Annotated in this window: 20 protein-coding genes; 6 read left to right on the forward strand and 14 right to left on the reverse strand. The window is 64.4% G+C overall.

Going from position 1 to position 21,650, the window contains the following annotated elements:
- Positions 1-4: 4 nt before the first annotated feature.
- From napA to ccmA, 12 genes are all read right to left on the reverse strand, one after another.
- Complete coding sequence (gene napA, locus ACN9MW_RS14210) at positions 5-2,500, reverse strand: nitrate reductase catalytic subunit NapA (RefSeq protein ID WP_426171618.1); 2,496 nt, start codon at positions 2,498-2,500, stop codon at positions 5-7.
- Entirely contained in the window at positions 2,497-2,766 is a 270-nt protein-coding gene (locus ACN9MW_RS14215; RefSeq protein WP_426171619.1) for a chaperone NapD, read from the reverse strand. The genes napA and ACN9MW_RS14215 overlap by 4 nt, the downstream gene beginning before the upstream one ends.
- 2 nt (positions 2,767-2,768) lie before the next feature.
- Positions 2,769-2,930, reverse strand: a complete 162-nt coding sequence (gene napE, locus ACN9MW_RS14220; RefSeq protein WP_426171621.1) for a periplasmic nitrate reductase, NapE protein — start codon at positions 2,928-2,930, stop codon at positions 2,769-2,771.
- A 71-nt stretch (positions 2,931-3,001) separates the two neighbouring features.
- A complete protein-coding gene (locus ACN9MW_RS14225; RefSeq protein ID WP_426171623.1) occupies positions 3,002-4,105 on the reverse strand; it encodes a tetratricopeptide repeat protein in 1,104 nt (367 codons plus the stop codon).
- The gene (locus ACN9MW_RS14230; protein WP_426171625.1) at positions 4,102-4,422 is read right to left on the reverse strand and encodes a cytochrome c-type biogenesis protein; all 321 of its coding nucleotides are present in this window, start codon (positions 4,420-4,422) and stop codon (positions 4,102-4,104) included. Before ACN9MW_RS14230 ends, ACN9MW_RS14225 begins: the two co-directional genes overlap by 4 nt.
- Complete coding sequence (locus ACN9MW_RS14235) at positions 4,415-4,942, reverse strand: DsbE family thiol:disulfide interchange protein (protein ID WP_426171627.1); 528 nt, start codon at positions 4,940-4,942, stop codon at positions 4,415-4,417. Before ACN9MW_RS14235 ends, ACN9MW_RS14230 begins: the two co-directional genes overlap by 8 nt.
- Positions 4,939-6,918: a heme lyase CcmF/NrfE family subunit gene (locus ACN9MW_RS14240; RefSeq protein WP_426171629.1), complete on the reverse strand. Its 1,980-nt coding sequence runs from the start codon at positions 6,916-6,918 to the stop codon at positions 4,939-4,941. The genes ACN9MW_RS14235 and ACN9MW_RS14240 overlap by 4 nt, the downstream gene beginning before the upstream one ends.
- Positions 6,915-7,364, reverse strand: coding sequence for a cytochrome c maturation protein CcmE (gene ccmE, locus ACN9MW_RS14245; RefSeq protein ID WP_426171630.1), 450 nt, complete (start codon positions 7,362-7,364; stop codon positions 6,915-6,917). Before ccmE ends, ACN9MW_RS14240 begins: the two co-directional genes overlap by 4 nt.
- The gene (ccmD, locus tag ACN9MW_RS14250) at positions 7,361-7,534 is read right to left on the reverse strand and encodes a heme exporter protein CcmD (protein WP_426171632.1); all 174 of its coding nucleotides are present in this window, start codon (positions 7,532-7,534) and stop codon (positions 7,361-7,363) included. Before ccmD ends, ccmE begins: the two co-directional genes overlap by 4 nt.
- Positions 7,531-8,301: a heme ABC transporter permease CcmC gene (gene ccmC, locus ACN9MW_RS14255; protein WP_426171634.1), complete on the reverse strand. Its 771-nt coding sequence runs from the start codon at positions 8,299-8,301 to the stop codon at positions 7,531-7,533. The genes ccmD and ccmC overlap by 4 nt, the downstream gene beginning before the upstream one ends.
- A 15-nt stretch (positions 8,302-8,316) precedes the next feature.
- On the reverse strand, positions 8,317-8,985 hold the full coding sequence (gene ccmB / locus ACN9MW_RS14260; protein WP_426171636.1) for a heme exporter protein CcmB: 669 nt from the start codon (positions 8,983-8,985) through the stop codon (positions 8,317-8,319).
- The gene (gene ccmA / locus ACN9MW_RS14265; RefSeq protein ID WP_426171638.1) at positions 8,979-9,599 is read right to left on the reverse strand and encodes a cytochrome c biogenesis heme-transporting ATPase CcmA; all 621 of its coding nucleotides are present in this window, start codon (positions 9,597-9,599) and stop codon (positions 8,979-8,981) included. The genes ccmB and ccmA overlap by 7 nt, the downstream gene beginning before the upstream one ends.
- Positions 9,600-9,743: 144 nt before the next feature.
- On the opposite strand from ccmA, the gene ACN9MW_RS14270 reads away from it, so the two are divergent.
- On the forward strand, positions 9,744-11,942 hold the full coding sequence (locus ACN9MW_RS14270; RefSeq protein WP_426171640.1) for a carbohydrate binding family 9 domain-containing protein: 2,199 nt from the start codon (positions 9,744-9,746) through the stop codon (positions 11,940-11,942).
- Positions 11,943-11,945: 3 nt separating this feature from the next.
- Here ACN9MW_RS14270 and ACN9MW_RS14275 read toward each other — a convergent pair whose 3' ends face one another.
- Positions 11,946-14,102, reverse strand: a complete 2,157-nt coding sequence (locus ACN9MW_RS14275; RefSeq protein ID WP_426171642.1) for a TonB-dependent receptor — start codon at positions 14,100-14,102, stop codon at positions 11,946-11,948.
- A gap of 92 nt (positions 14,103-14,194) precedes the next feature.
- On the opposite strand from ACN9MW_RS14275, the gene ACN9MW_RS14280 reads away from it, so the two are divergent.
- The 5 genes from ACN9MW_RS14280 to ACN9MW_RS14300 all read left to right on the forward strand — a co-directional run bounded on the left by ACN9MW_RS14280 (position 14,195) and on the right by ACN9MW_RS14300 (position 19,686).
- Positions 14,195-15,451, forward strand: a complete 1,257-nt coding sequence (locus ACN9MW_RS14280) for a PepSY-associated TM helix domain-containing protein (protein WP_426171644.1) — start codon at positions 14,195-14,197, stop codon at positions 15,449-15,451.
- A gap of 20 nt (positions 15,452-15,471) precedes the next feature.
- A complete protein-coding gene (locus tag ACN9MW_RS14285) occupies positions 15,472-16,476 on the forward strand; it encodes a diguanylate cyclase domain-containing protein (protein WP_426171646.1) in 1,005 nt (334 codons plus the stop codon).
- A 75-nt stretch (positions 16,477-16,551) separates the two neighbouring features.
- Positions 16,552-17,316: a TorF family putative porin gene (locus ACN9MW_RS14290; RefSeq protein ID WP_426171648.1), complete on the forward strand. Its 765-nt coding sequence runs from the start codon at positions 16,552-16,554 to the stop codon at positions 17,314-17,316.
- A gap of 10 nt (positions 17,317-17,326) precedes the next feature.
- On the forward strand, positions 17,327-19,315 hold the full coding sequence (locus tag ACN9MW_RS14295) for a methyl-accepting chemotaxis protein (protein ID WP_426171649.1): 1,989 nt from the start codon (positions 17,327-17,329) through the stop codon (positions 19,313-19,315).
- Positions 19,312-19,686, forward strand: a complete 375-nt coding sequence (locus ACN9MW_RS14300; protein WP_426171651.1) for a four-helix bundle copper-binding protein — start codon at positions 19,312-19,314, stop codon at positions 19,684-19,686. The genes ACN9MW_RS14295 and ACN9MW_RS14300 overlap by 4 nt, the downstream gene beginning before the upstream one ends.
- Here ACN9MW_RS14300 and ACN9MW_RS14305 read toward each other — a convergent pair whose 3' ends face one another.
- Positions 19,687-21,366: a diguanylate cyclase domain-containing protein gene (locus ACN9MW_RS14305; RefSeq protein WP_426171653.1), complete on the reverse strand. Its 1,680-nt coding sequence runs from the start codon at positions 21,364-21,366 to the stop codon at positions 19,687-19,689.
- Positions 21,367-21,650 lie beyond the last annotated feature (284 nt).

Raw genomic sequence — 21,650 nt, forward strand, 5'->3', positions numbered from 1 at the left:
GCTCCTAGACCTTGCGGATGCTGACTGCGCACTTCTTGTAGTCAGTCTGCAAAGAGATTGGGCAGGTAGCGTCCAGCGTCACCTTGTTCACAAGCTGGCTGGCGTCGAAGAATGGGATGAATACCAGTCCGCGCGGCGGGCGGTTGCGGCCGCGCGTCTCCACGCGGGTCTGGATCATGCCGCGCCGCGACTTGACCTCGATCAGGTCGCCGCGCCGTGCACCGAGCGCCTTGGCGTCGTCAGGATGCATGAAGCAGACTGCATTCGGCACGGCGCGATAGAGCTCCGGCACGCGGCGCGTCATGGTGCCGGTGTGCCAGTGCTCCAGCATGCGTCCGGTGGACAGCCAGAACGGGTATTCCTTGTCCGGCGATTCGGCCGGTTTCTCGTAAGGCAGCGCAAAGATCACAGCCTTGCCGTCCGGGTGGCCATAGAAGCGAACGTCTTCGCCCTTCTTGACGTAAGGGTCCAGGCCTTCGCGGTAGCGCCAGAGGGTCTCCTTGCCGTCGACCACAGGCCAGCGCAGGCCGCGTGCCTGGTGGTACATGTCGAACGGCGCCAGGTCGTGCCCGTGGCCGCGGCCGAAGCTCGCATATTCCTCGAACAGGCCTTTCTGCGGATAGAAGCCAAAGGCCTTGGCTTCATCGTTCTGGTAGCCGGCTTCGATTTGCGAGGCAGGATATTTGTCGACCTGGCCGTTGCGGTACAGGACATCGAACAGGGTCTTGCCCTTGTAGGCCGGCATGGCGGCGAGCAGCGGCGCCGGCCATACCTCTTCCATCTTGAAGCGCTTGGAAAATTCCATCAGCTGCCACAGGTCGGAACGTGCTTCGCCCGGCGCGCTCACCAGCTGGTGCCAGAACTGGGTGCGGCGTTCCGCGTTGCCGTAGGCGCCTTCCTTCTCCACCCACATGGCAGTCGGCAGGATCACGTCGGCCGCGGTGGTGCTGGCGGTCGGGTAGGGATCGGATACGACGACAAAGGCGTCCGGATTGCGCCAGCCGGGGAGGATCTCGCCCATGATGTTCGGGCCGGCCTGCATGTTGTTGTTGCACATGACCCAGTAGGCATTCAGCTTGCCGTCCTTGAGCATGCGGCTTTGCAGGACCGCGTGGAAGCCTGGCTTTTCGGGGATGGTCCCCGGCGGCAGCTTCCAGATCTTTTCTGCGATCTCGCGGTGCTTGGGATTAGCCACCAGCATGTCGGCTGGCAGGCGGTGCGAGAAGGTGCCGACTTCGCGTGCCGTGCCGCAGGCGGAAGGCTGTCCGGTCAGCGAGAACGGGCTGTTGCCTGGCGAGGAGATTTTACCGGTCAGCAGGTGGATGTTGTACAGCAGGTTGCTGCACCAGGTGCCGCGCGTGTGCTGGTTGAAGCCCATGGTGAAGAAGGAGGTCACCTTGGTCTTTGGATCGGCATACAGTTCGGCCAGGCGTTCCAGGCGGTCGCGCGGCACGCCGCTCAGCTTGGAGACGGATTCAACGTCATAGGCGCTGACGAACTTGGCGTATTCTTCGAACGTGCTTGGCTTGCCGCCGCCGACATCGCCGGCGTTGGTGGCAGCCTTCTGTAGCGGGTTGTCGGGGCGCAGGCCGTAGCCGATGTCCTTGTTGCCCATCACGAAGCGCGTATGCTTGTTGACGAAGTCCTTGTTGACGCGATTATTCTTGATGATGTAGTTCGCGATGTAGTTCAGGATCGCCAGGTCGGTCTGCGGCGTGAAGACGATAGGCTGGTCGGCCAGCTCAAAGCTGCGGTGCTCGTAGGTCGACAGCACCGCCACTTTCACGTGCGGGTTCGACAGGCGGCGGTCGGTAATGCGGGTCCACAAAATGGGGTGCATTTCCGCCATGTTGGAGCCCCACAGCACGAAGGCGTCGGCGGCTTCGATGTCGTCGTAGCAGCCCATCGGCTCGTCCATGCCGAACGTGCGCATGAAGCCCGCCACGGCGGACGCCATGCAGTGGCGCGCGTTCGGGTCGAGATTATTGGTGCGGAAGCCGGCCTTCATCAGCTTGGAAGCCGCGTAGCCTTCCCAGATGGTCCATTGGCCGGAACCGAACATGCCGACGGCGGTCGGGCCTTTCTCGTTCAGCACTTTCTTGAACTGTTTTGCCATTTCATCGAAGGCGGCATTCCACGATACCGGCTGGAATTCGCCGTCTTTCGCATACTTACCGTTCTTCATGCGCATCAGGGGCTGGGTCAGGCGGTCGGCGCCGTACATGATCTTCGACAGGAAGTAGCCCTTGACGCAGTTGACGCCGCGATTGACTTCGGCGTTGATGTCGCCATGTGTCGCTACCACGCGTCCGTCCTTGACGCCGACGTTGACGCCGCAGCCCACGCCGCAGAAGCGGCAGGGCGCCTTGCTCCATTTGAGCTGGGTCTTGGCGGCGTCGGTGACGACGTTGGAGGCGGCGGCAGGCAGCTGGATGCCGGCGGTGGCGGCTGCCGTGATCGCGGCAGTCTGTGTGATGAAATCACGGCGAGTCTGTTTCATTGTAATTCCTCGTCCATTGAGTTGGCGGGTTCGGCATGCTGGTAAACCAGGGCGACGTTGAGGACGCCGGGCAGGGCCCGGATGGCATCCATTGCGTCGAGTGTTCGGGGTGCGCTTTCCGCTTCCAGCGTGACGATCAGTCGACCGTCCGCTTCAGCGGCGTGCACGATGCAGCGGGGCAGGATGGCTAGCTGGGCACGCACTTCCGCCACTTGTGCGGGCGTGACGTGGACGATGACGCCGGCGATGTGGATTTCGGCGGTCATGGTCATGCACCTGGCAGGCGGCCGGTGAGCATTTGGTACATCCACACGATGAATCCATAGCCGCCTACCGTTGCTACCGCGAGGATCGGAGCCAGGACCACAGTCATGAACAGGAAGACCTTCAATTCTTGCGCCTTGCTGGCGACGGGTTCTTTGTTTTCCATTTGCTCACCATTTTACGGAGAAAGGTGCTTCATAAAATTAGCGCAGGTTAAGCGCTTTGCCTGATACAAAACTATTTCGCCGGCGGGCGGACGGCGAGTTCGATCGCCAAGCCGCCGGCGCCTGCGGCGACCGGGCCGGCTTGTCCTTCCAGGTCGCCCGCCTGCGGCGTGGCGCTGCGGCTGGCGGAAATTCGTGCGCCCACGATCAACGGCCCCGCGTCGGCCAGGTGCGTTCCGGCCGACAGCGCATGACTGTCGTCCAGCACAAACTGCAGCGGAAAGTCGCCGACGGTACGCTTGATCGCCGCCAGCGGCATCAGCGATCCATTTGCGGCACGGGCGTAGATGAACAGTGTCTGGCCAGGCTCCGGCGCCGCGCTTCCGGTGGCAAGCCGAATCGTGCCCGAAAGACGCGTCGATGCAGCGGCCGCGGTTGCCGGCTGCGCCGTCACTGTCGTGTCGACTGGCATGCTCTGGCGTACTCGCGCCTCGGCGATGCCGGCCTGCGTCGAGCGGGCGAATTCGGAATCCTCTGGCACCAGGGGCAGGACGGTCTGCCATTGCTTTTCTGCGCGCGCGAAGTCGCCGCGGGCGAAGGCTGCACTGCCGGAGAGGGCAAGCGCTTTCGGTTGCTGCGGGTCGATGGCGAGCGAGCGCTCGATCAGCCGTTCAGGCTCGCCGGCCAATGCGCCCCCCTGTGCAGTAGCCAGTGCATCAGCGTAGTCGGCCAGCACCCCCGCGTCCTGCGGCAGCAGCGTGGCAAGGTGGCCGAAGGCCTTGGCGGCATCTGCGTAGCGGTTCATGGCGCTGTAGGAGCGCGCCAGCATGTGCCAGCCGTCGATGTCCTGTGGTTGCGTGCGAAGTCGCTCGGCAAGGCGCTCAACCATGGCCGGAATGTCTTCCTCCGACGGCCCGTGGTCGGTTGGCGTGGCGGCAGCGGCCAGCAGCTCGGGCGGCATGGTGAGCGCGTCGGGACGGCCAACCTGCATGTAAATGGCGACTGCCGCTGCCGGCAGCAGCACCGTGAGCGCCAGCGCCATGCGCGTTTGCGGTCGCTGGCCGCCCGGTGAGCCGGGAGCGTGCGCTTCGCCGGCGCTGCGGCGCATCAGCGGCGGCACGACACAGGCCAGTGCGATGGCGGACATGATGCCGACGATGGCGATGAACATGCTCATTGCTTTGCCTTCCAGAATCCACGCAGCGCCAGGAAACCGGCTGCGAGCAGCAGTAAGGGGCCGAACCAGAGCAGGGCGGTGCTTGCGTTCAGCGGCGGCTCGTACAAAACGAAGTCGCCATAGCGCTGTACCATGAAGTCCACCACCTGCTGCTCGCTGCGGCCTTGGGCCAGTTGCTGGTGGATCTGCTGGCGCAAGTCCAGCGCCAGCGGGGCGTGGGAATCGGCCAGGCTCTGGTTCTGACAAACCAGGCATCGCAGTTCGCCCGCGAGCGCCATGGTGCGCGCGTCAAGCGTGGCGGCGTTGACATCAGCCATTTGCCAGCTCCTTCACCTTGCGGGCGACGCGTTCTCGGGCTTCCGGCAACGACAGCGGACCGATATGCTTCATGCGGATGATCCCGTGGCGGTCGATCACGAAAGTCTCCGGCACGCCGTACACGCCGAAGTCGATGCCGATGCGGCCATCGTGGTCGAAGGCGATATGGCGATATGGGTTGCCGTTGTTCTGCAGCCAGCGCAGGGCGTCGTCGCGCTGGTCCTTGTAGTTCAAGCCGATCACCGGCGCGTCAACGGCGCGCGACAGGTCCAGCAGGTCCTTGTGTTCGATGCGGCAGCCTTCGCACCAGGAAGCCCAGACGTTCAGCACCCACACGCGCCCCTGCATCTTGGCGGGAGACACCGTGTCGGCAGGGTTGTCCAGCATCTGCGCCGAGAACTGCGGCACCGGCTTGCCGATCAGGGGCGACGGCAGCTCGCGTGGATTGCGCTGCAGGCCGATGCCGAGGAAGGCAAGCAGCACAGCGAACAGGCCAATGGGAAGAATGAAGCGTTTCATTGGGGCTCCGGCAGCAAGGAGGAGGCGGCCAGCGCAGGCGCGGCTGCGGTATCGGGCATGGCACACTGCGACTGGCGCGCGCTGCGGTAGCGGCGGTCCGACGCGGCCAGCAGGCCGCCGATGGCGAACAGCACGCAGCCGCCCCAGATCCAGCCGACAAAAGGCTTGAGCTGGATGCGCAGCAGCCAGCGGCCGTCGCCGGCCGAGTCGCCAAGCGATACGTACAAATCGCGCAGCAGGCCGCGGTCGATGGCGGCTTCGGTCATGGTGTCCTGCGCCACGGTATAGCGGCGCTGCTCCGGTTGAAGCCGAGCTACCGCCTGTCCCTGGTGCGCGACCGTCACGCTGGCGCGCAAGGCAGTGTAGTTCGGCCCTCGTGTGTTTTCCAGCTTTTGCAGGGTGAAGCTGTATTCGCCGAGCGACGCCTGCTGGCCCGGCGCCAGTACCACGTCCTGCACCAGCTCGTGGCCCTTGACCATGGTGACGCCGATCACGAACACGCCCAGTCCGGCATGAGCGGCCATCATCCCCCACCATGAGCGCGGCTGGCGCGCCAGCTTGCGCCGTTGCTGGATCACTTGCCAGGCGGTGCCAAGCAAGACCCAGGCAGCCAGCAGCAGGCCGAGCGAAGACATGAGAGATCCCCGTACCAGCAATGCCGCGCCGAGGCCAATGCCAAGCGCCATGGCGGCCGGCCAGCGCAGGCGGCGCGCCAACTGGGCCACCGTACCGTTGCGCCAGCCGGCGAACGGGCCAGCCGCGACAAGCAGCAGCACCGGCAACATCATCGGCAAGAAGACTTTTTCAAAGTACGGCGGCCCGACGGAGATTTTGCCTGCGCCGAGGGCGTCCAGCACCAGCGGGTACAGAGTGCCAAGCAACACCGTGCCGGTTGCAGCCAGCATGACGACGTTCTGCAACAGCAGCAGCGACTCGCGCGACATCGGAGAGAAAACGGTACGCTGGCGCAGGCGTGGCGCGCGCCATGCATACAGCAGCAGCGAGCCGCCGACCACCACCGCCAGGTAGGCCAGGATGAAGGCGCCGCGGCGCGGATCGGTGGCAAAGGCGTGCACCGACGTCAGCACGCCAGAGCGCACCAGGAAAGTGCCCAGCAGCGACAGGGAGAAAGCCAGGATCGCCAGCAGCGCGGTCCAACTGCGGAAGGTGCCGCGCTTTTCCGTCACGATCAGCGAGTGCAGCAGCGCCGTGCCGACCAGCCATGGCATGAAGGAGGCGTTTTCCACCGCGTCCCAGAACCACCAGCCGCCCCAGCCCAATTCGTAATAGGCCCAGAAGCTGCCCATTGCGATGCCGAGAGTCAGGAAGCTCCACGCGGCCAGCGCCCACGGCCGCGACCAGCGCGCCCACGACGCATCGAGCCGGCCGCCCAGCAGGGCGGCGATGGCGAACGCGAAGGTCACCGAGAAGCCGACGTAACCCATATACAGCAAGGGCGGGTGCGCGATCATGCCTGCATCCTGCAGCAGCGGATTCAGGTCGTTGCCATCCGGCGCGGCAGGCAGCATCCGCAGGAAGGGATTGGACGTCAGGATCAGGAACAGCAGGAAGCCCACGGCCACCAGGCCAAGCACGCCCACCAGGCGCGCCTGCACCTCGCGCGGCAGCTGCCGCGACAGGCTGGCGGCGGCAAAGGTCCACGCGGAAAGCAGCCAGGTCCACAGCAGCAGCGAACCTTCGTGGCCGCCCCAGGCCGCGCTCAGGCGGTATTGCCAGGGCAGCAGGGTATTGGAATGCTGGGCCACGTAGCGCAGCGAGAAGTCGTTGGCGTACAGGGCGTAGAACAGGCAGCCGAAAGCCAGCGTGCTGAAAATGAACTGCCCCGCGGCGGCCGGACGCGCCAATGCCATCCAGCGCACATCACCGCGCCGGGCTCCGGCCAGCGGCAGGATGCCCTGAACGGCGGCCAGCAGCAAGGCAAGGACCAATGCGAAGTTGCCTGCCTCCGCGATCATGGCATGCCTTTCAGGGAAGCGGGCGCGCGGCCCTGTTCCAGCGCGTGCGCGGCTTCCTTCGGCATGTAGTTTTCATCGTGCTTGGCCAGTACTTCCTGCGCCAGGAACAGCGCGCCCTGGCCAAGGCGGCCTTGTGCCACGGCGCCTTTGCCTTCCTTGAACAGGTCGGGCAGGGTTCCCTTGTAATGCACCGGCACCTTCTGCACATTGTCGGTGATGACGAAACTGACGGTCAGGCCGTCATCCAGCCGCCGCACGCTGCCTTGTTCCACCAGGCCGCCGATGCGGAAGATGCCGTTGCGCGGCGCGGCCCCGGCTACCACCTGCGAGGGCGTGAAGAAGAACACCAGGTTGTCGCGGAAGGCGGACAGCACCAGCGTTGCCGCGATGCCGCAGGCCGCCAGGCTGGCGCCGATCAGGGCGAGGCGTTGGTGGCGCGGCTTCATGCTGCACCTTCGTCATCGTGATTGGTGACGGAGGCCCGGGCCTCGCGTTCGCGTCGGCCGAGCGCCCATATCTCCAGCATCATCAGGCCGAAAACCACGCTGAAAGAACCCCACACATAGCGGCCATAGCCGCCCATGGCGAGGAAGTCCTGCAAGCTGTTCCAATTCATTTCGTCCTCCGGCGCAGCCAGGCAGCGCTGCCGTGCCGTTCCAGCACGATGCAGCGTGCGCGGCGCAGCGCGACTGCAATCCCGTAGCACCAGAACGCCGCCACCATCAGCAGCATGGCCGCCAGCATGGCCGGCGCCATGCTTGGTGCCTTGCCAAGGGTGACGGATGGTCCCTGGTGCAGGGTGTTCCACCAGTAAACCGAGAAATAGATGATCGGGATGTTCACTGCACCCACCAGGGCCAGCACCGCCGCAGCGCGGTCGGCGCGGCGCGGATCGGCGATCGAAGCGTGCAAGCCCATGTAGCCCAAGTAGAGAAACAGCAGGATCAGCTCCGAGGTCAGGCGCGCATCCCAAACCCACCAGGCGCCCCAGGTCGGCTTGCCCCACAGGGCGCCGGTCCATAAGGCGAGAAAAGTGAATAGGGCGCCGGTCGGCGCCAGCGCGCTGGCCATGATCGACGAGACGCCGGTGCGGTAGGCCAGGCCGAAACCGGCCCATCCCGCCATCGCCATATAAACCAGCATCGACATCCATGCCGCCGGTACGTGGACGAAGATGATGCGGTAGGCGTCGCCTTGCTGGAAGTCGGTCGGCGCAACTAGCAATCCAATAGCCAAGCCGGCCAGTGCGGTCAGCACTCCGAGTGCCGTGAACCAGGGGATGAGCCGTCCGGCCAGATCGTAGAAGTTGCGCGGGGACGCGAAAGTGAAAACAGTGAGGCGACGCCGGGCGCCGTTTGCGGTGGAATAATACGGTTGATTCATATGATGAACTCCGTCCTACTCGTGTGCAATCCGCAGCGCTGCGGCAGTGGCCCAGGGAGCGGCTGCCAGCGACCCCGCCAGCAGGGCCCCCAACAACATCAGGTGGGGCGCACTGCCGGTACCGTCGCTGGCGGCTACAACCGAGGAGCTACCAAGAATTAGTAAGGGAATATACAGGGGCATCAATATCAGTGCAACCAGTACGCTGCCGCCGCGCGCGCCAAGCGCCAGGCCTGCGCCGATGCTGCCAAGGAGGCTCAGCACCGGCGTGCCAAGCAGAAGGCCGAGCCACAGCACTGCCATCGGTTCGGCGTCGAGGCCGTATTGCAGGGCGACCAGCGGCGCCAGTACCAGTAAGGGCAGGCCCGACGTCAGCCAGTGCGCCAGCACCTTCGCCAGCACCAGGATTTCAAGTGGCTGCGGCGACAGCAGCAACTGCTCCAGCGAGCCGTCCGCATGGTCGTCGGCGAACAGTCGCTGCAGGCCAAGCAGGGAGGCCAGCAAGGCCGCCACCCACACAATGCCGGGGGCGACGCTGTGCAGCAGTTTGCTGTCCGGTCCGATCGCCAGCGGGAACAGCGTGGTCGTGACAAGGAAGAAGGCCAGCGGCATCAAGGCGTCGCTACGCCGGCGCATGGCCAGCAGCAGGTCGCGTTGCATCAGCTGGCGAGCAGCTTTCAGCATGGTGCGCCCAGCTGCAATTGGCGTGCGCCCGGCAGGTCCGGGTCCTGGTGCGTGGTCAGGACCAGCATGCCGCCGCGCGCGCAATGCGCCTGCAGGACCTGCCCGACTTGTGCCGCGGAGTCCTGGTCCAGCGCCGCTAGCGGTTCATCGAGGATCCACAAGGGGCGAGCAGGCGACAGCAGCAGCCGGGCAAGGGCAACGCGCTTGCGCTGGCCTTGCGAGAGCAGGCGCACTGCGCGCTGGGCCTCGGCCCGCAGCCCGATTTCATCCAAGGCCCGCATGGCGTCTTCACGGCTGCACCGCTCGCCCGGCAGGCCGCCCAGCGCCAGGTTTTCCCACGCCAGCAGGTCAGGCTTCAAGCCGTCTGCATGCCCGATGTGGAGCAACTGGGAGTGGTATTGGGCACGCGCGGCGAGAATAGGCTTGCCCTGCCAATGCACGGCGCCGCGGTCGGGCAGGGCGAGCCCGCACAGGGAGCGCAGGAGAGTAGTCTTGCCGCTGCCATTACGGCCCTGCACCCATAGCGCTTCGCCGGCTTGCAGCGAAAAGCTGACGCCAGCGAACAGGGTGCTGCGGCCGCGACGGCATGTTAGCTGTTGACAGGTCAATCCCATGAATCCCCTCATCGAAGTGGCCATCATCCTATCACCCGTATGTTCGCTTGCCAGGGCCAAATTGGCAAATCTATAATCTAGATCATGTATGCCCGAAATTTTCTGCGCTTCCTGGTTTTTTCCCAGTTTGCTGTATCCATCCCATTGTTTGCCGCCGAAAGCGAGGAGCTCAAGCGCCGCAGCATCGCCGCGCATGTGGCGCCGCAAGCGCTTGCGCTGCAGCTTGACGGCCGCCTTGACGATGCGGCCTGGGAACTGGCGCCGGTCAATACGCGCTTCTACCAGTTCCAGCCGGAAGATGGCCGAGACGCGCCGGAACACGTGCGCACCACGGTGCGTGTACTGGTCGACCGGGATGCGCTGGTCTTCGGCATCCGCGCCTGGAATGGCGACCCGAAAACCCTGAACGGCACGCTGGCGCGGCGCGACAAGGTTGACCGCGACCAGGACTTCATCGGCATCTGGATCGACCCTAGTGGCCATGGCCGCTCGGCGCAATTCGTTCGCGTCAACGTGGCTGGCGTCATGAGCGACGGCATTTACCGCGCCGACGAAGACGAAGAAGACCTGGGCCCCGACTACCCGGTCGAAAGCGCAGTCCACCTGCTGCCCGACGGCTATACCATGGAAGTACGCTGGCCGCTATCAAGCCTGCGCTTCCCGTATGGCGAAGGCAAGCCGTGGCGCCTGATGGTGGAGCGCAGCGTGCCGCACGAAGACAATATGTTGCTGCTAAGCGCGCCGCTCAAGAAAGAGTCGCTGCATTTCATCGCCGAGATGGAGGAGATCGAAGGCATGGCTCAAGTACTGCCGACAGTGCAGGACCGGGCTTTTTGGGAGTTCCGCCCCGAACTCACGCAGCGCTTCAATCGCGGCTACGGCCAACGCAGCAGCGAGACCAGCCTGGGCATGGATATCAGCGCCCGTCCACGCGCGGACTGGGTCTTTAACGCCACCCTGAATCCCGACTTCTCGCAGGTCGAGATCGACGCGCCCACCAGCAACGGCACCAACCGCATTGCCCTGAGCCTGCCGGAGAAGCGCGGCTTCTTCCTCGAAAGCGCGGACGTGCTGGGCATGCGGCTGCCGGCGTTCTACTCGCGCACCGTGGCCGATCCCCGCTGGGGCCTGCGTGCAACCTGGCGCGGCGCCGACGCCGACGCCACGGCCCTGGCGCTGGATGACCGCGCCGGCGGCGTCGTGATGCGCGGCAGCCCTTACGAAACGCAGGAGCACGTCAGCGCCGGCGACAGCAAGGCGACGCTGCTGCGCGCACGCGGCCATGGCGAGCAGGCCGTGGCTGGCGCCTTCCTGTCCGACCGCGACTACGGCGCCGGTGCCCGCAACACCGTGCTGGGTACCGACGGCCAATGGCGGGCACCGGCAAACGGCGACGGCCACATCCAGCTTGCGTGGACCGCCATGGCCTCGCGCACTACCGCGCGATTCGATAGCGAAGGCCGTGCGCTTGCCAGCGAAGCGCGCAACAGCGGCTATGGCTACGGCAGGCTGAATTACAGTTCCGACGACTGGCTGAATGTCGCACAGCTGGAAGTTATCGGCACAAACTTCGCCAACGATAACGGTTTCGTGCCGCAGGCGGGCATCATCAAAGGCGAAGTTGAGATCAACCGCCGTACCGGCGCGCGCGACCTGGCGCTGTTCGAAGCTTACGAAACGGAGCTGCACCTCGGCCTGCACGAAATCCGGACGTTGTCGCATGAAACGGTGCAGCGCTGGGTGCGCCCCGGCATCTGGTTCTACGCCGGCCGGCAGACCCGCTATTGGGCCGACCTGGGCCTCGACCGCCAGCGCGGGCGCTCAGGTGCGAAACTGCACAAGACGCCCGCGGCGCACATGGGCATCGAAAGCACGCCATCCTCATGGTTCGTCAAGCTGAAGGGTGAACTGACGCTGGGCCGCCAGCTCGACGTGGAAGCGGACCAGGTAGGCAAGGGCGGCAACCTGGAACTGGAAGCGAACCTGCGCTTTCCGCTGCCCGGCAACTGGAGCCTTGAGTCCGACCATCGCTGGAACCGCTCCTGGGTCAAGCACCGCAGCCTGCAGGATTTCAGCGACAACGGTTGGCGCTGGGTCGGCACCCTGCACGCCACGCCGCGCGATGCGCTGCGCATGATCGTGCAGAACACTTCGTCAGGGCGCCAGGATCTGCCGCCGCAATTGCTGGAGCCCTGGAGCGAGCGTTACCGCCATCGTTCGCTGCTGTACAAGCGCACCACGCGCCACGACCGCATCGTATCCATTGGCGCCACGACGGACGCCAACGGCGCCTTGCCGGGTTCCAGCAAGGGCCTGACGCTCAAGGTCCAGTGGGGAATTTGAGGCTTAGAAGCTGCGGGTCAGGCTGACCGACAGGGTGCGGCCGCGACCGGCGAAGTACGAGGAAGAGTCCTTGTAGCTGACCGCAGTTTGCGCGGTGTAGTTGACGTTGACCGACTGCGGGTAGTAGCCGACGTACTGGCGATCGGTCAGGTTCTCAATGCCTACGCCCAGCTTGCCCCATGGAGAATCGTAGCTGCCTGCCAGGTCCAGCAAGGTGTAGCCGTTGAAGTGCTCTTCCAGGGTGGTGGTGCCCACCTTGCGGTCGATATTGATGTCACGGTCGAACAGGGTGGTTGCCTGCAGGCGCAGGTTCGCCTTCGGCATGAATTGCCAGTTCGTGCCGGCCACCAGCTTGCCAGGGCCCTGCGAGCGCGCGCCCAGTTCCACGTCCATCGGTGCGCCGGCGGTAGTTGCGGTCTTGCCCATGGTGCGGGCGAAGGAGCCGAAAGCCGACAGTGTCTTCGATGCACGCAGTTCACCTGAGATTTCCCACCCGCGCACGGTGGTCGGCACGCGGTCCAGTTGGCCGATGCCGGCGGCGTTCACGCGCAATGCGGTGCCGAGCTTGGAACGCGAGTCATAGAACGAGGCGCCCAGGCTGCCCATGGCGCCGCGCCAGTTCACGCCGATTTCGTTGTTGCGCGTGACGACAGGCTGCATGTCGAACAACTGGTCCACCGACTGTCCCGGCTTGTTCACGGCGCGCAGCACCAGGCCCACGTCCGGCAGGCCAAAGCCTTCGGCGCTGGAGACGAAGGCGGACCAGTTCTGGTTGAAACGCCACACTGCGCCGATGTTCTTGACGTTCTTGGTGAAGGAGCGCTGGCCGCCTTGTACCAGGCGGCTGCCGTAGGCGGCCAGGGTAGTGTAGGTGTCCACGTTCAACTTCGCATCCTCATGGCGAACGCCGCCGCGCACCGTCAACGGGCCGATTTCATACTCAAGCTGGGTGAATGGGGCCAACGAGGTGAAGTCGAGCGTCGGCACCCAGGTGCGGCCGGTGCCGGCCAGCCATTGCTTGGTACGATCGCGCAGGTAATCCAGGCCGGCGGTAAATTCCATGCCTTCGACCAGGGTGTTCGGGCGCACGAAGGTCATCTTGGCGCCATATTTGTCGGCCACCACTTCGGACTGGTCGTACAGGGTGCCTTTCGGAGCAATCGCAGCGTCCTGGAAGGTGGTGGTGTTGGTGGCGCCGTACAGCGAGGCAAAGTCCTGCTTGAACACCTGCGCGTTGAAGCTTCCCCCCAGCAGGTCGTTGTGGCGGTATTCCAGGCTGCTGGTCTTTACATCGTTGCGTGGAGGCGCCCCCGGTGGCGTGCCCGGGGTCGAGCTGGTTGGCGTGCCGGTGGCGAAGTTGGCGTTGACTGGCATGTAGTCGCCATCGCCTTCCATGCGGAAGCGGTTGACAGTCAGCTGCAAGCGCTGGTCGCCGAAGTTCTTGCCGATCTTGAAGAACAGGTCGGTGCCTTGGGAATCCATGGTATCGCCTTGCACCGCTTCGATGCCCAGCGGACGGCCCTTGCCGTCGTAGCCCAGGCCGCGCTGCTGGATGCTGCCGAAGGCAAGCAGGTCGAAATCGCCCGATTTGTGCTGCAGGGTGTAGCCGGTCTTCCAATCCAGGCTGTCGTGGCGCAGCTGGGAAGCCATGCGCACATTGATCGACTGCGTGGTGCCGTCCGCTTTCGGCGACTTGGTGATGTAGTTGATGATGCCGCCGGTAGCGCCCATGCCCTGCATGGCGGAGGCGCCGTTAATCACCTCCACGCGCTCGATGATGGCGGTATCGGCCACATAGCCTTCGCGCATGCCGCCGCGCAGCGGGTTGGTTTGCGGTACGCCGTCCAGCAGGATCAGGGCGTTGCGGCCACGCAGCGATTCGCCGGTGGAGCTCATCTTCTGGCGGCTCGGGGCGTAGCCGGGGATGTAGGTGGCCAGCGCGGCGGAGGGATCGTCGGCCAGCAGGTATTGCGTTTCCAGCTCGCGCGGCGAAATCACGGTGACCGCGCCGGGGATCTTGTCCACGCTCTTGCTGTTGCGGGTTGCCGTAACGACCACTTCCTTCATCGGCTCCCCGGCACTTTGTGCCAATGCTGCGCTCCCGGAGAGGGCGAGGCAGGCCAGTGCTACGGCACGGGTGAGGGGATTCAGCGCGGTCATACAGTGACTCCTAAACAGAAAGATACAAAAGAAAGCAGCAATGATAATCATTCTCATTTATAATTTCAAACACTTTATTGCTGACATAAAAAATGCTGACCGGTTTGCTGCGTGCGCGGCTGCGCGATATCCATCTGTATGTGTCCCTGGTTTTCGGGGCGATCTTCGTCATTGCCGGCCTGACCGGGGTGGTGATCGCCTGGACACATGAACTGGATGGGGCGCTGAATCCGGGCCTGCTGCACTCGCGCGGCGCCGAGGGCAAGGCCGATGTCGCGCCATCGCCGGCCCAGGCGCAGGCCGCAGTCGACCGCCTGGCCGAGGCGCCTGGATATGGCAAGCCGACCATGCTGATGCTGCCGTATGAGGCCGACGACGTGTACGTGGCCTGGTACCGCAAACCGAACAAGGACAAGGGCAGCTTCGATACCGATGTTTCGCGCCAGGTCATGCTGGACCGCTACACGCTGGACATTCTCGGGGAGCGCAATTACGGCGAATTCGGCCTGTCGCGCGAGCTGCTGATGCCGACCCTGTTCCTGCTGCATCGCTATATGTTTGCCGGCGACGTCGGCAAGACGGTGATCGGCATCGCCGGCTTGCTGCTGACGATTACCTCGCTGCTGGGCTTTGCTCTCTGGTGGCCGAAGCACACGCTGGCCAGCCTGCGCAAGGCGCTGGCTGTGCGCGGCGCCGTCACCTCGCGCCAGTTCAATTACAGCTTCCACCGTTCGGCAGGCTTTTTCATGACCCCGGTGCTGGCCGTGCTGGGCTTTACCGGCCTGGCGATGAATTTGCCGGACTGGGTGCGCCCGGTGGTCGGCGCAGTGGCTACGCTGGAGCACAACGGCAAGGTGGCCAATGGCCCGGACCAGGGCCGCAAGCCGATCAATGTCGCGGCGGCGATGGAGATTGCCCAGCAGCGCGTGCCGCAGGGCCGCCTGTCGCGCGTGTCGCTCGCTTCGGCCAAGGCGCCTTATGAAATCCGCCTGCGCCAGCCCGGCGAGATCCGCGAGGGCGACGGCAGTACCCGGGTCAGCGTGGATGCCGTCAGCGGCGCGGTGCTGCGCGTGCGCGATCCACTGAATGCAGCATCGGGCGATACCTTCATGAACTGGCAATTCCCCCTGCATACCGGCGAGGCCTTCGGCATGGCGGGCCGGGTGCTGGTGTCCTTCAGCGGCCTGGCACCGCTAGCCTTCATGGTCACCGGCCTGGTGTTATGGCTGGGCCGCCGCGCGATGCATCGCAAAGCGCGTGCCGTCGCTGCAAAAGCTAGCATAAAAGAAGCTAAAAAAGTTGCCAAACGGTCACAAATGCATCACACTGAAAGCTGTGAAAATGTGTGAGATTTTGTGGTCGTGGCACGATGGATGCGCTGAACCTTAATCCGGCGGTATTGCTGGAGATTATCAACTTACAAACCGATATTGCACGCCGGGGCCTGGACCTTGGGGGCGTGATGCACCTAGTGTGCCAGCGTGCCGGCGCCCTGTGCGGCGCGACAGCCGCCGTGGTGGAACTGGCCGAGGGCAACGACATGGTGTACCGCGCCGCCGCCGGCGTCGCCGAAGGTGCCCTCGGCTTGCGGCTGAAACGCGAAGGCAGCCTGTCCGGCCTGTGCGTGGCGCAGGACCGGATCCTGCAATGCGACGATTCCGAAACCGACCCCCGCGTCGACCGCGCCGCCTGCCGCAAGGTCGGCCTGCGTTCGATGCTGGTGGTGCCCTTGCGCCACGAAGGCGAGAGCGTCGGCGTGCTCAAGGTCGGCGCGCCGCACGTCAATGCCTTCGATGCTTACCAGGCGCAGATCCTCGGCCTGCTGTCGGAACTGATCGGCGCCGCCATCTACCATGCCGTGCAATACGAGTCGAGCGACCTGTATTACCGCGCTACGCACGACGCGCTGACCAGCCTTGCGAACCGCGCCCTGTTTTACGACCGCCTGCGCCAGCAACTCGCCCAAGCCGGGCGCGCTGCCAGCAGCGTGGCGGTGGTCAACATCGACATGGATGGCCTGAAGGCGATCAACGACAACCTGGGCCATCGTGCCGGCGATGCCGCCATTCGCCAGGTGGCCGAACGCATTTCGCGCGAGCTGCGGCAGGAAGACCTGGCGGCGCGCCTGGGCGGCGACGAATTCGGCATCATCCTGTGCGGCGTGCGCGACCGCGATGGCGTCGGCAACAAGTGCAACAGCATCACCACCGCGATCGGCGCGCCGTTTGAATTTGAAGGCCGCGCCTTGCGCCTGGGCGCCAGCATCGGCTACGCCATCAGCCCGGAAGACGGGCAGGATATGGACCGGCTGATGGAGCTGGCCGACCAGGCCATGTACCGCGTCAAGCACGCACGCAAGGCTGTTGCAGCGTAGTATCGTTTGGAGCTACTCCGCATAGCCTGATAGTATTGTTTGCATCTCCCCAAACAATAAGAAAGCGAGGGTGTGATGAAACGCTGCTTCTGGTTGGCGGCCTTGCTGCCGCACGCGGTCATGGCGCAGGAAGCACCAGCGCCAGCGCCTACACTTACCACTACCGTTACTTTTGCCAGCCAATATGTCTCACGCGGCATCCGGCAAACGTGGGACAAGCCGGCGTTGCAAATTGGCGTCGATTATGTCCATCCCAGCGGCTTGGTCGCCGGCACCTGGGCCTCGAATGTCAGCGACAAGTTTATTGAAAATGCAAAGATCGAATGGGATCTGTACGCCGGCTATTCGGTTACCAGGGGCGATATCGGCTACAGCCTGATCCTGTATGAGTACCTGTATCCGGGCGCCAAGGTCAGCGCCACCGATACCACCTTCAACTACACCGAGTTGTCGCTGGGCCTGACGTATAAGTCTGCCTACGTCAAATACAACTACACGGTCAGCCCGCATTTCTTCGGCATCACGCACGGGCGCGGCACGCGCTACCTCGATATCGGCCTGAATCAGGACCTCGGCAACGGCTATACGCTCAACCTGCATGCGGGCGATGCGCGCGTCGGCGGAGCCGGCAACGACATCTGGGACTGGCGCGATGCCAAGGCCGGGGTGACCAAGGCGCTGGAAGGGGGCTGGTCGGTTGCTGCCGCCGTCACGCGCGGCTGGGGCGCCACCAATGTATACCGGGAATACACCAGCGGCGTGCCCGATGCCAATGGCCACCTGGCCTTTTCGAACACGGAGAAAGCCACTTTTGTCCTGACTGTCGCCAAGACCTTCTGAGGAGCGTCGCATGTTGTCGAACCTCTCACTGAATGCCAAGATCAATATCACGGCTACGACGCTGGTGGTGCTCAGCCTGGCCATTACCGCCGCAGTGACCGGGTACGAGGCCAGCCGCACGGCCGAACGCGATGCGATGAACCTGGCGCGCACCCAGGCCGCAGCGGCTGCGTCGGCCCTGCAGTCGCGCATCGTCCGCAACCTGGCGACCGTCATCCAGCTTGGCGCTACCCAGCGTGCCACGCGCGGCGCAAACCTGCCGCTGTCGCGTGAACAAACCGGTGAGATTACCAAGACCGTGGTGCTCGGTTCGGAAGACTTGATTGGCGCCGCCGTCACCTGGGAACCGAATGCGCTGGACAGCAAGGATGCCGAATACGCCGGCAAGAAGCCTGAATTCGACGCCAGCGGGCGCTACATGCCTTACTACACCAAGGCGGCGGGCGGCGGCACCAATGTGGAGCCGATCGTGTTCGATCCCAAGCCGGGGGCCAACGACTGGTACGACATACCGAAGCGTACCGGCAAGGTGTTCTTCACCGAACCGTATTCCTATCCGGTGAACGGCAAGGACGTGCTGATGGCGTCATTGGTGGCCCCGATCATGATCGGCGGCGAATTCCGCGGCACAGCCAGCGCCGACTTCATGCTGACGCGATTGGGTGAAATCCTCAAAGGCCTGAAGTCGATCGAAGGCGGGCGCCTGGCGCTGGTGTCGAACGGCGGCCTGTATGCCAGCAGTCCCAGCGAAGCCTTGATCGGCAAGGCCGCCTCCGACATCCCGAAGGAAGGCCTGGAAGCGATCCGTACCGGCCAGCCTTATGAGTACACCGACAAGGGTGACATGGTGCACCTGATTCAACCGTTGACGCTGCACCCCGATATCGCGCCGTGGGCGGTGAAGATGAGCTTCCCGCATGCGGTGGCAACTGCGCCGGCGCGCGAACTGCTGAAATACACGTTGCTGGTTTCCCTGGTCTGCGCAGTGGCAATGGGGCTTATCCTGGTGACCGTGCTGTTCCGGCTGATGCGGCCAGTGCGGGAGCTGGCCGACGCGATGACTGGCCTTGCCAGCGGCAATGCCGACCTGCGTGCGCGGCTGGAGGTGCGCGGCAACGATGAGCTGGCCGTCATTGGCACCGGCTTCAATACTTTCGTGGCCAAGATCCATTCGGTGCTGGCGCGGGTGCGAGAATCGTCGGAGAGCGTGGCCACGGCCAGCACTGAAATCCGGCAGGGCAATACCGACCTGTCCTCACGCACCGAGCAGCAAGCCAGTGCGCTGGAGGAGACTGCCGCCACGATGGAACAGTTGACCAGCACCGTGCGCCAGAACGCGGACAATGCGCACCAGGCCAACCAGCTCGCTGCGCAGGCATCCGAGGTGGCTATGCGGGGCGGCCAGGTGGTGTCGCAGGTGGTCGACACCATGGCCTCGATCAACAATTCCTCGCGCAAGGTGGTGGACATCATTTCCGTGATCGACGGCATCGCGTTCCAGACCAATATCCTGGCCCTCAACGCGGCGGTGGAGGCGGCGCGCGCCGGCGAGCAGGGGCGCGGCTTTGCAGTGGTGGCCAGCGAGGTGCGCAACCTGGCCCAGCGCAGCGCTGCCGCGGCGAAGGAGATCAAGGAGCTGATCGGCAGCTCGGTGGGCGAAGTGGATGCGGGCAGTGCGCTGGTGGCGCAAGCCGGCACCACGATGGACGAAGTGGTGGCCAGCGTGCGGCGCGTCAGCGAAATTGTGCACGAGATCAGCGCGGCCAGCGGTGAGCAGAGCACCGGCATCGGCCAGGTCAACCAGGCCATCAGCCAGATGGATGGGGTGACGCAGCAAAACGCCGCCCTGGTCGAGCAGGCTGCCGCCGCGGCGGAAAGCTTGCAGCAGCAGGCGGCAACGCTGGTGGCCCTGGTCGGCGAGTTCCGCATGGAGCAAGCTGTGCGCGCCCCAAGCCCCGTGAGTGCTAGTCTGGCCCTTTCCGAAAGGAGGCCATCATGACCCAGCAACAGTACCAGAGCTGCATCGAAGCCTGCAATGATTGCGCCGCTGCCTGCGACCACTGCGCCGCCAGCTGCCTGCAGGAGCAGGACGTGGCCAGCCTGGCCCATTGCATTGCCACCGATATCGATTGCGCACAGGTGTGCCGCGTATGCGTCGGCCTGATGCAGCGCGGCAGCAAGCTGGCGTCAAGCCTGTGCGAAGCCTGTGCCGATATATGCGACGCCTGTGCCGACGAGTGCGAACAGCACACGCACGAGCATTGCAAGGATTGCGCAATCGCCTGCCGCCGCTGCGCCAGCGAGTGCCGCAGCATGTCCGGCATGGCGCAATCGCAGGTGCGGCCTGCGTCGATCCCGTCGCCGCATTGATCAGAAGCGGCTGGACGGCCAGCTCTTCTTCTCGCCCTTGTCGGCCTTGGCAGGCGCTGCAAAATCGCGCACCGACAGGATGCGCTCGGCGCCGACAGTATTGACGGCAAAGCCGTTGCGGCCGGCGGCCTTGACGCAATACAGGGCCTGGTCGGCGGCCAGCATCACCTTGTCGACGTCGGCCGGCAGCTCGGTGGTGAGGGCGATGCCGATGCTGGCGGTGACGTTCAGCGGCCGGCCGTTGACCACGAACGGTGCCTGCATGGCCGCTACGATTTTCTGCCCCAGCAGGTTGACGTCGTGGCCGGCCTCCAGATGTTCGAACACGATCACGAATTCATCGCCGGCGATGCGCGCCACGGTATCGGTGCTGCGCACGGCATTGCGCAGGCGATCGGCAAACTGCACCAGCACGGCGTCGCCGGCCTGGTGGCCGAAGTTATCGTTGATGCCCTTGAAATAGTCGATGTCGAGCACGGCCAGGCCGATCTGCTGGCCGGCGCGAATGGCGCGCTTCAGCGCCTGCGGGAAGAATTCATCGAACATGCGGCGGTTGTGCGCGCCCGTCAGCGGATCGGTAGTGGCCAGGCGCTGCAGGTTACGCTCGGCCATCTGCTGCTGGCGCGCAACCTGGTAAAAGGCGCGGCTCAGGTGGCCGAATTCATCGGGCTTGCCGGAGTTGAATTGTTCGATATCGATGGTGCCGCGGCCGAAGGCACGCACCTGGCCATACAGCTTGTACAGGGGCGACAGCAGGGCGCGCATCAGCAGCCATGCCGCCAGACCAGCCACCAGGGCCACCACCGAGGCGGCCAGCAGGGCGCGCCAGCGCAGGCTGGCCATGGAGGCGAAAGCATCGCGGACAGGAAAGGAGACGGCAATCGTCCAGTCAGCCTTCTTCAGGCGCTTGTGCGCCAGCAGCACCGGCCTGCCGTCATCGACGGCGTCCTCCCGCCAGCCATCCGCATCGGCCAGCACGACCTGGCCAAGCGTGCCCGGCCCGGCCGCCTGGGTCAGCACGCGGCTCTGGTCGGGATGGTAGAGCATTGTGCCGTCCGCGGTCAGGATGAACAGATAGCCTTCGGCCTTGCCGCGCAGGGCGTTCAACTGGCCGGCAAAGGCAGGGCGCTGCAGGTCGATGGTCCCCACCAGAACGTAGTCGATATTGCCATCGCGGCGGAACACCGGTTGCGTGATTGCCAGCACCGGCCGGCCGGACAGCACGCTGCGGAACGGCGCCGAGACGATGCCTTCCTGGGCCGCGATGGTGTCGCGGAAGTACTGGCGGTTTTTGCTATTGAGTTTGCCAATCATGCGGCGGTCCTGCAGGTTGGCCACCAGCTTGCCGTCGGGATCGTAGGCCGTGACGTTGAAGAACTCGTCGCGCAGCGCCCCGCGCAACTCGAGCTGCGCCTGAACCTTGGCCGGCGCGATTGGCTCGGCCTGCAAGCTCTCAGCCAGCACCCGCAAAACTTGCTGTTTGGAAGTTATGTCGCGGTCGAGGTAGGCAGCGGCACTCGACAGCATGGACATCTCCTGCGCGGCGATCACCTTGCGCATCTCATGCTCCGCCACCAGCAAGGAAACGCCGGCAACCAGGGCAGTGGCGACCATGACCATCAGCACCAGCAGGGCTGAAATCTTGAACTTGAACGTCTGGATTCTGGGAATTTGGCGCACAACCATCTCCTGAAAGGAGAACATGCCAGGCGAGGGTTTGGCCAGTAGGAAACGTTGCGCGGGTATAAGGCGCAGGCGAAGTATAAATCAAACACGACCGTCCCAGCTACCGCGCCGCAGGCCTCGTTGTCACAAGGCAACTCAACAGTAGCAAGCCAAAAGTCGGGGTCAGGTCTGGCAATCCGCCATTCTCTGAACGCTCGTGCGCTTTTTGTCCGCTTTTTGTCCGATTGCCAGACCTGACCCCGACTTTCATATGTTAACATCGCGGGCTTGACAGAATG

Origin of the sequence: Pseudoduganella sp. R-34 (assembly GCF_049904655.1) — a bacterium.
GTDB lineage: Bacteria > Pseudomonadota > Gammaproteobacteria > Burkholderiales > Burkholderiaceae_D > Rugamonas.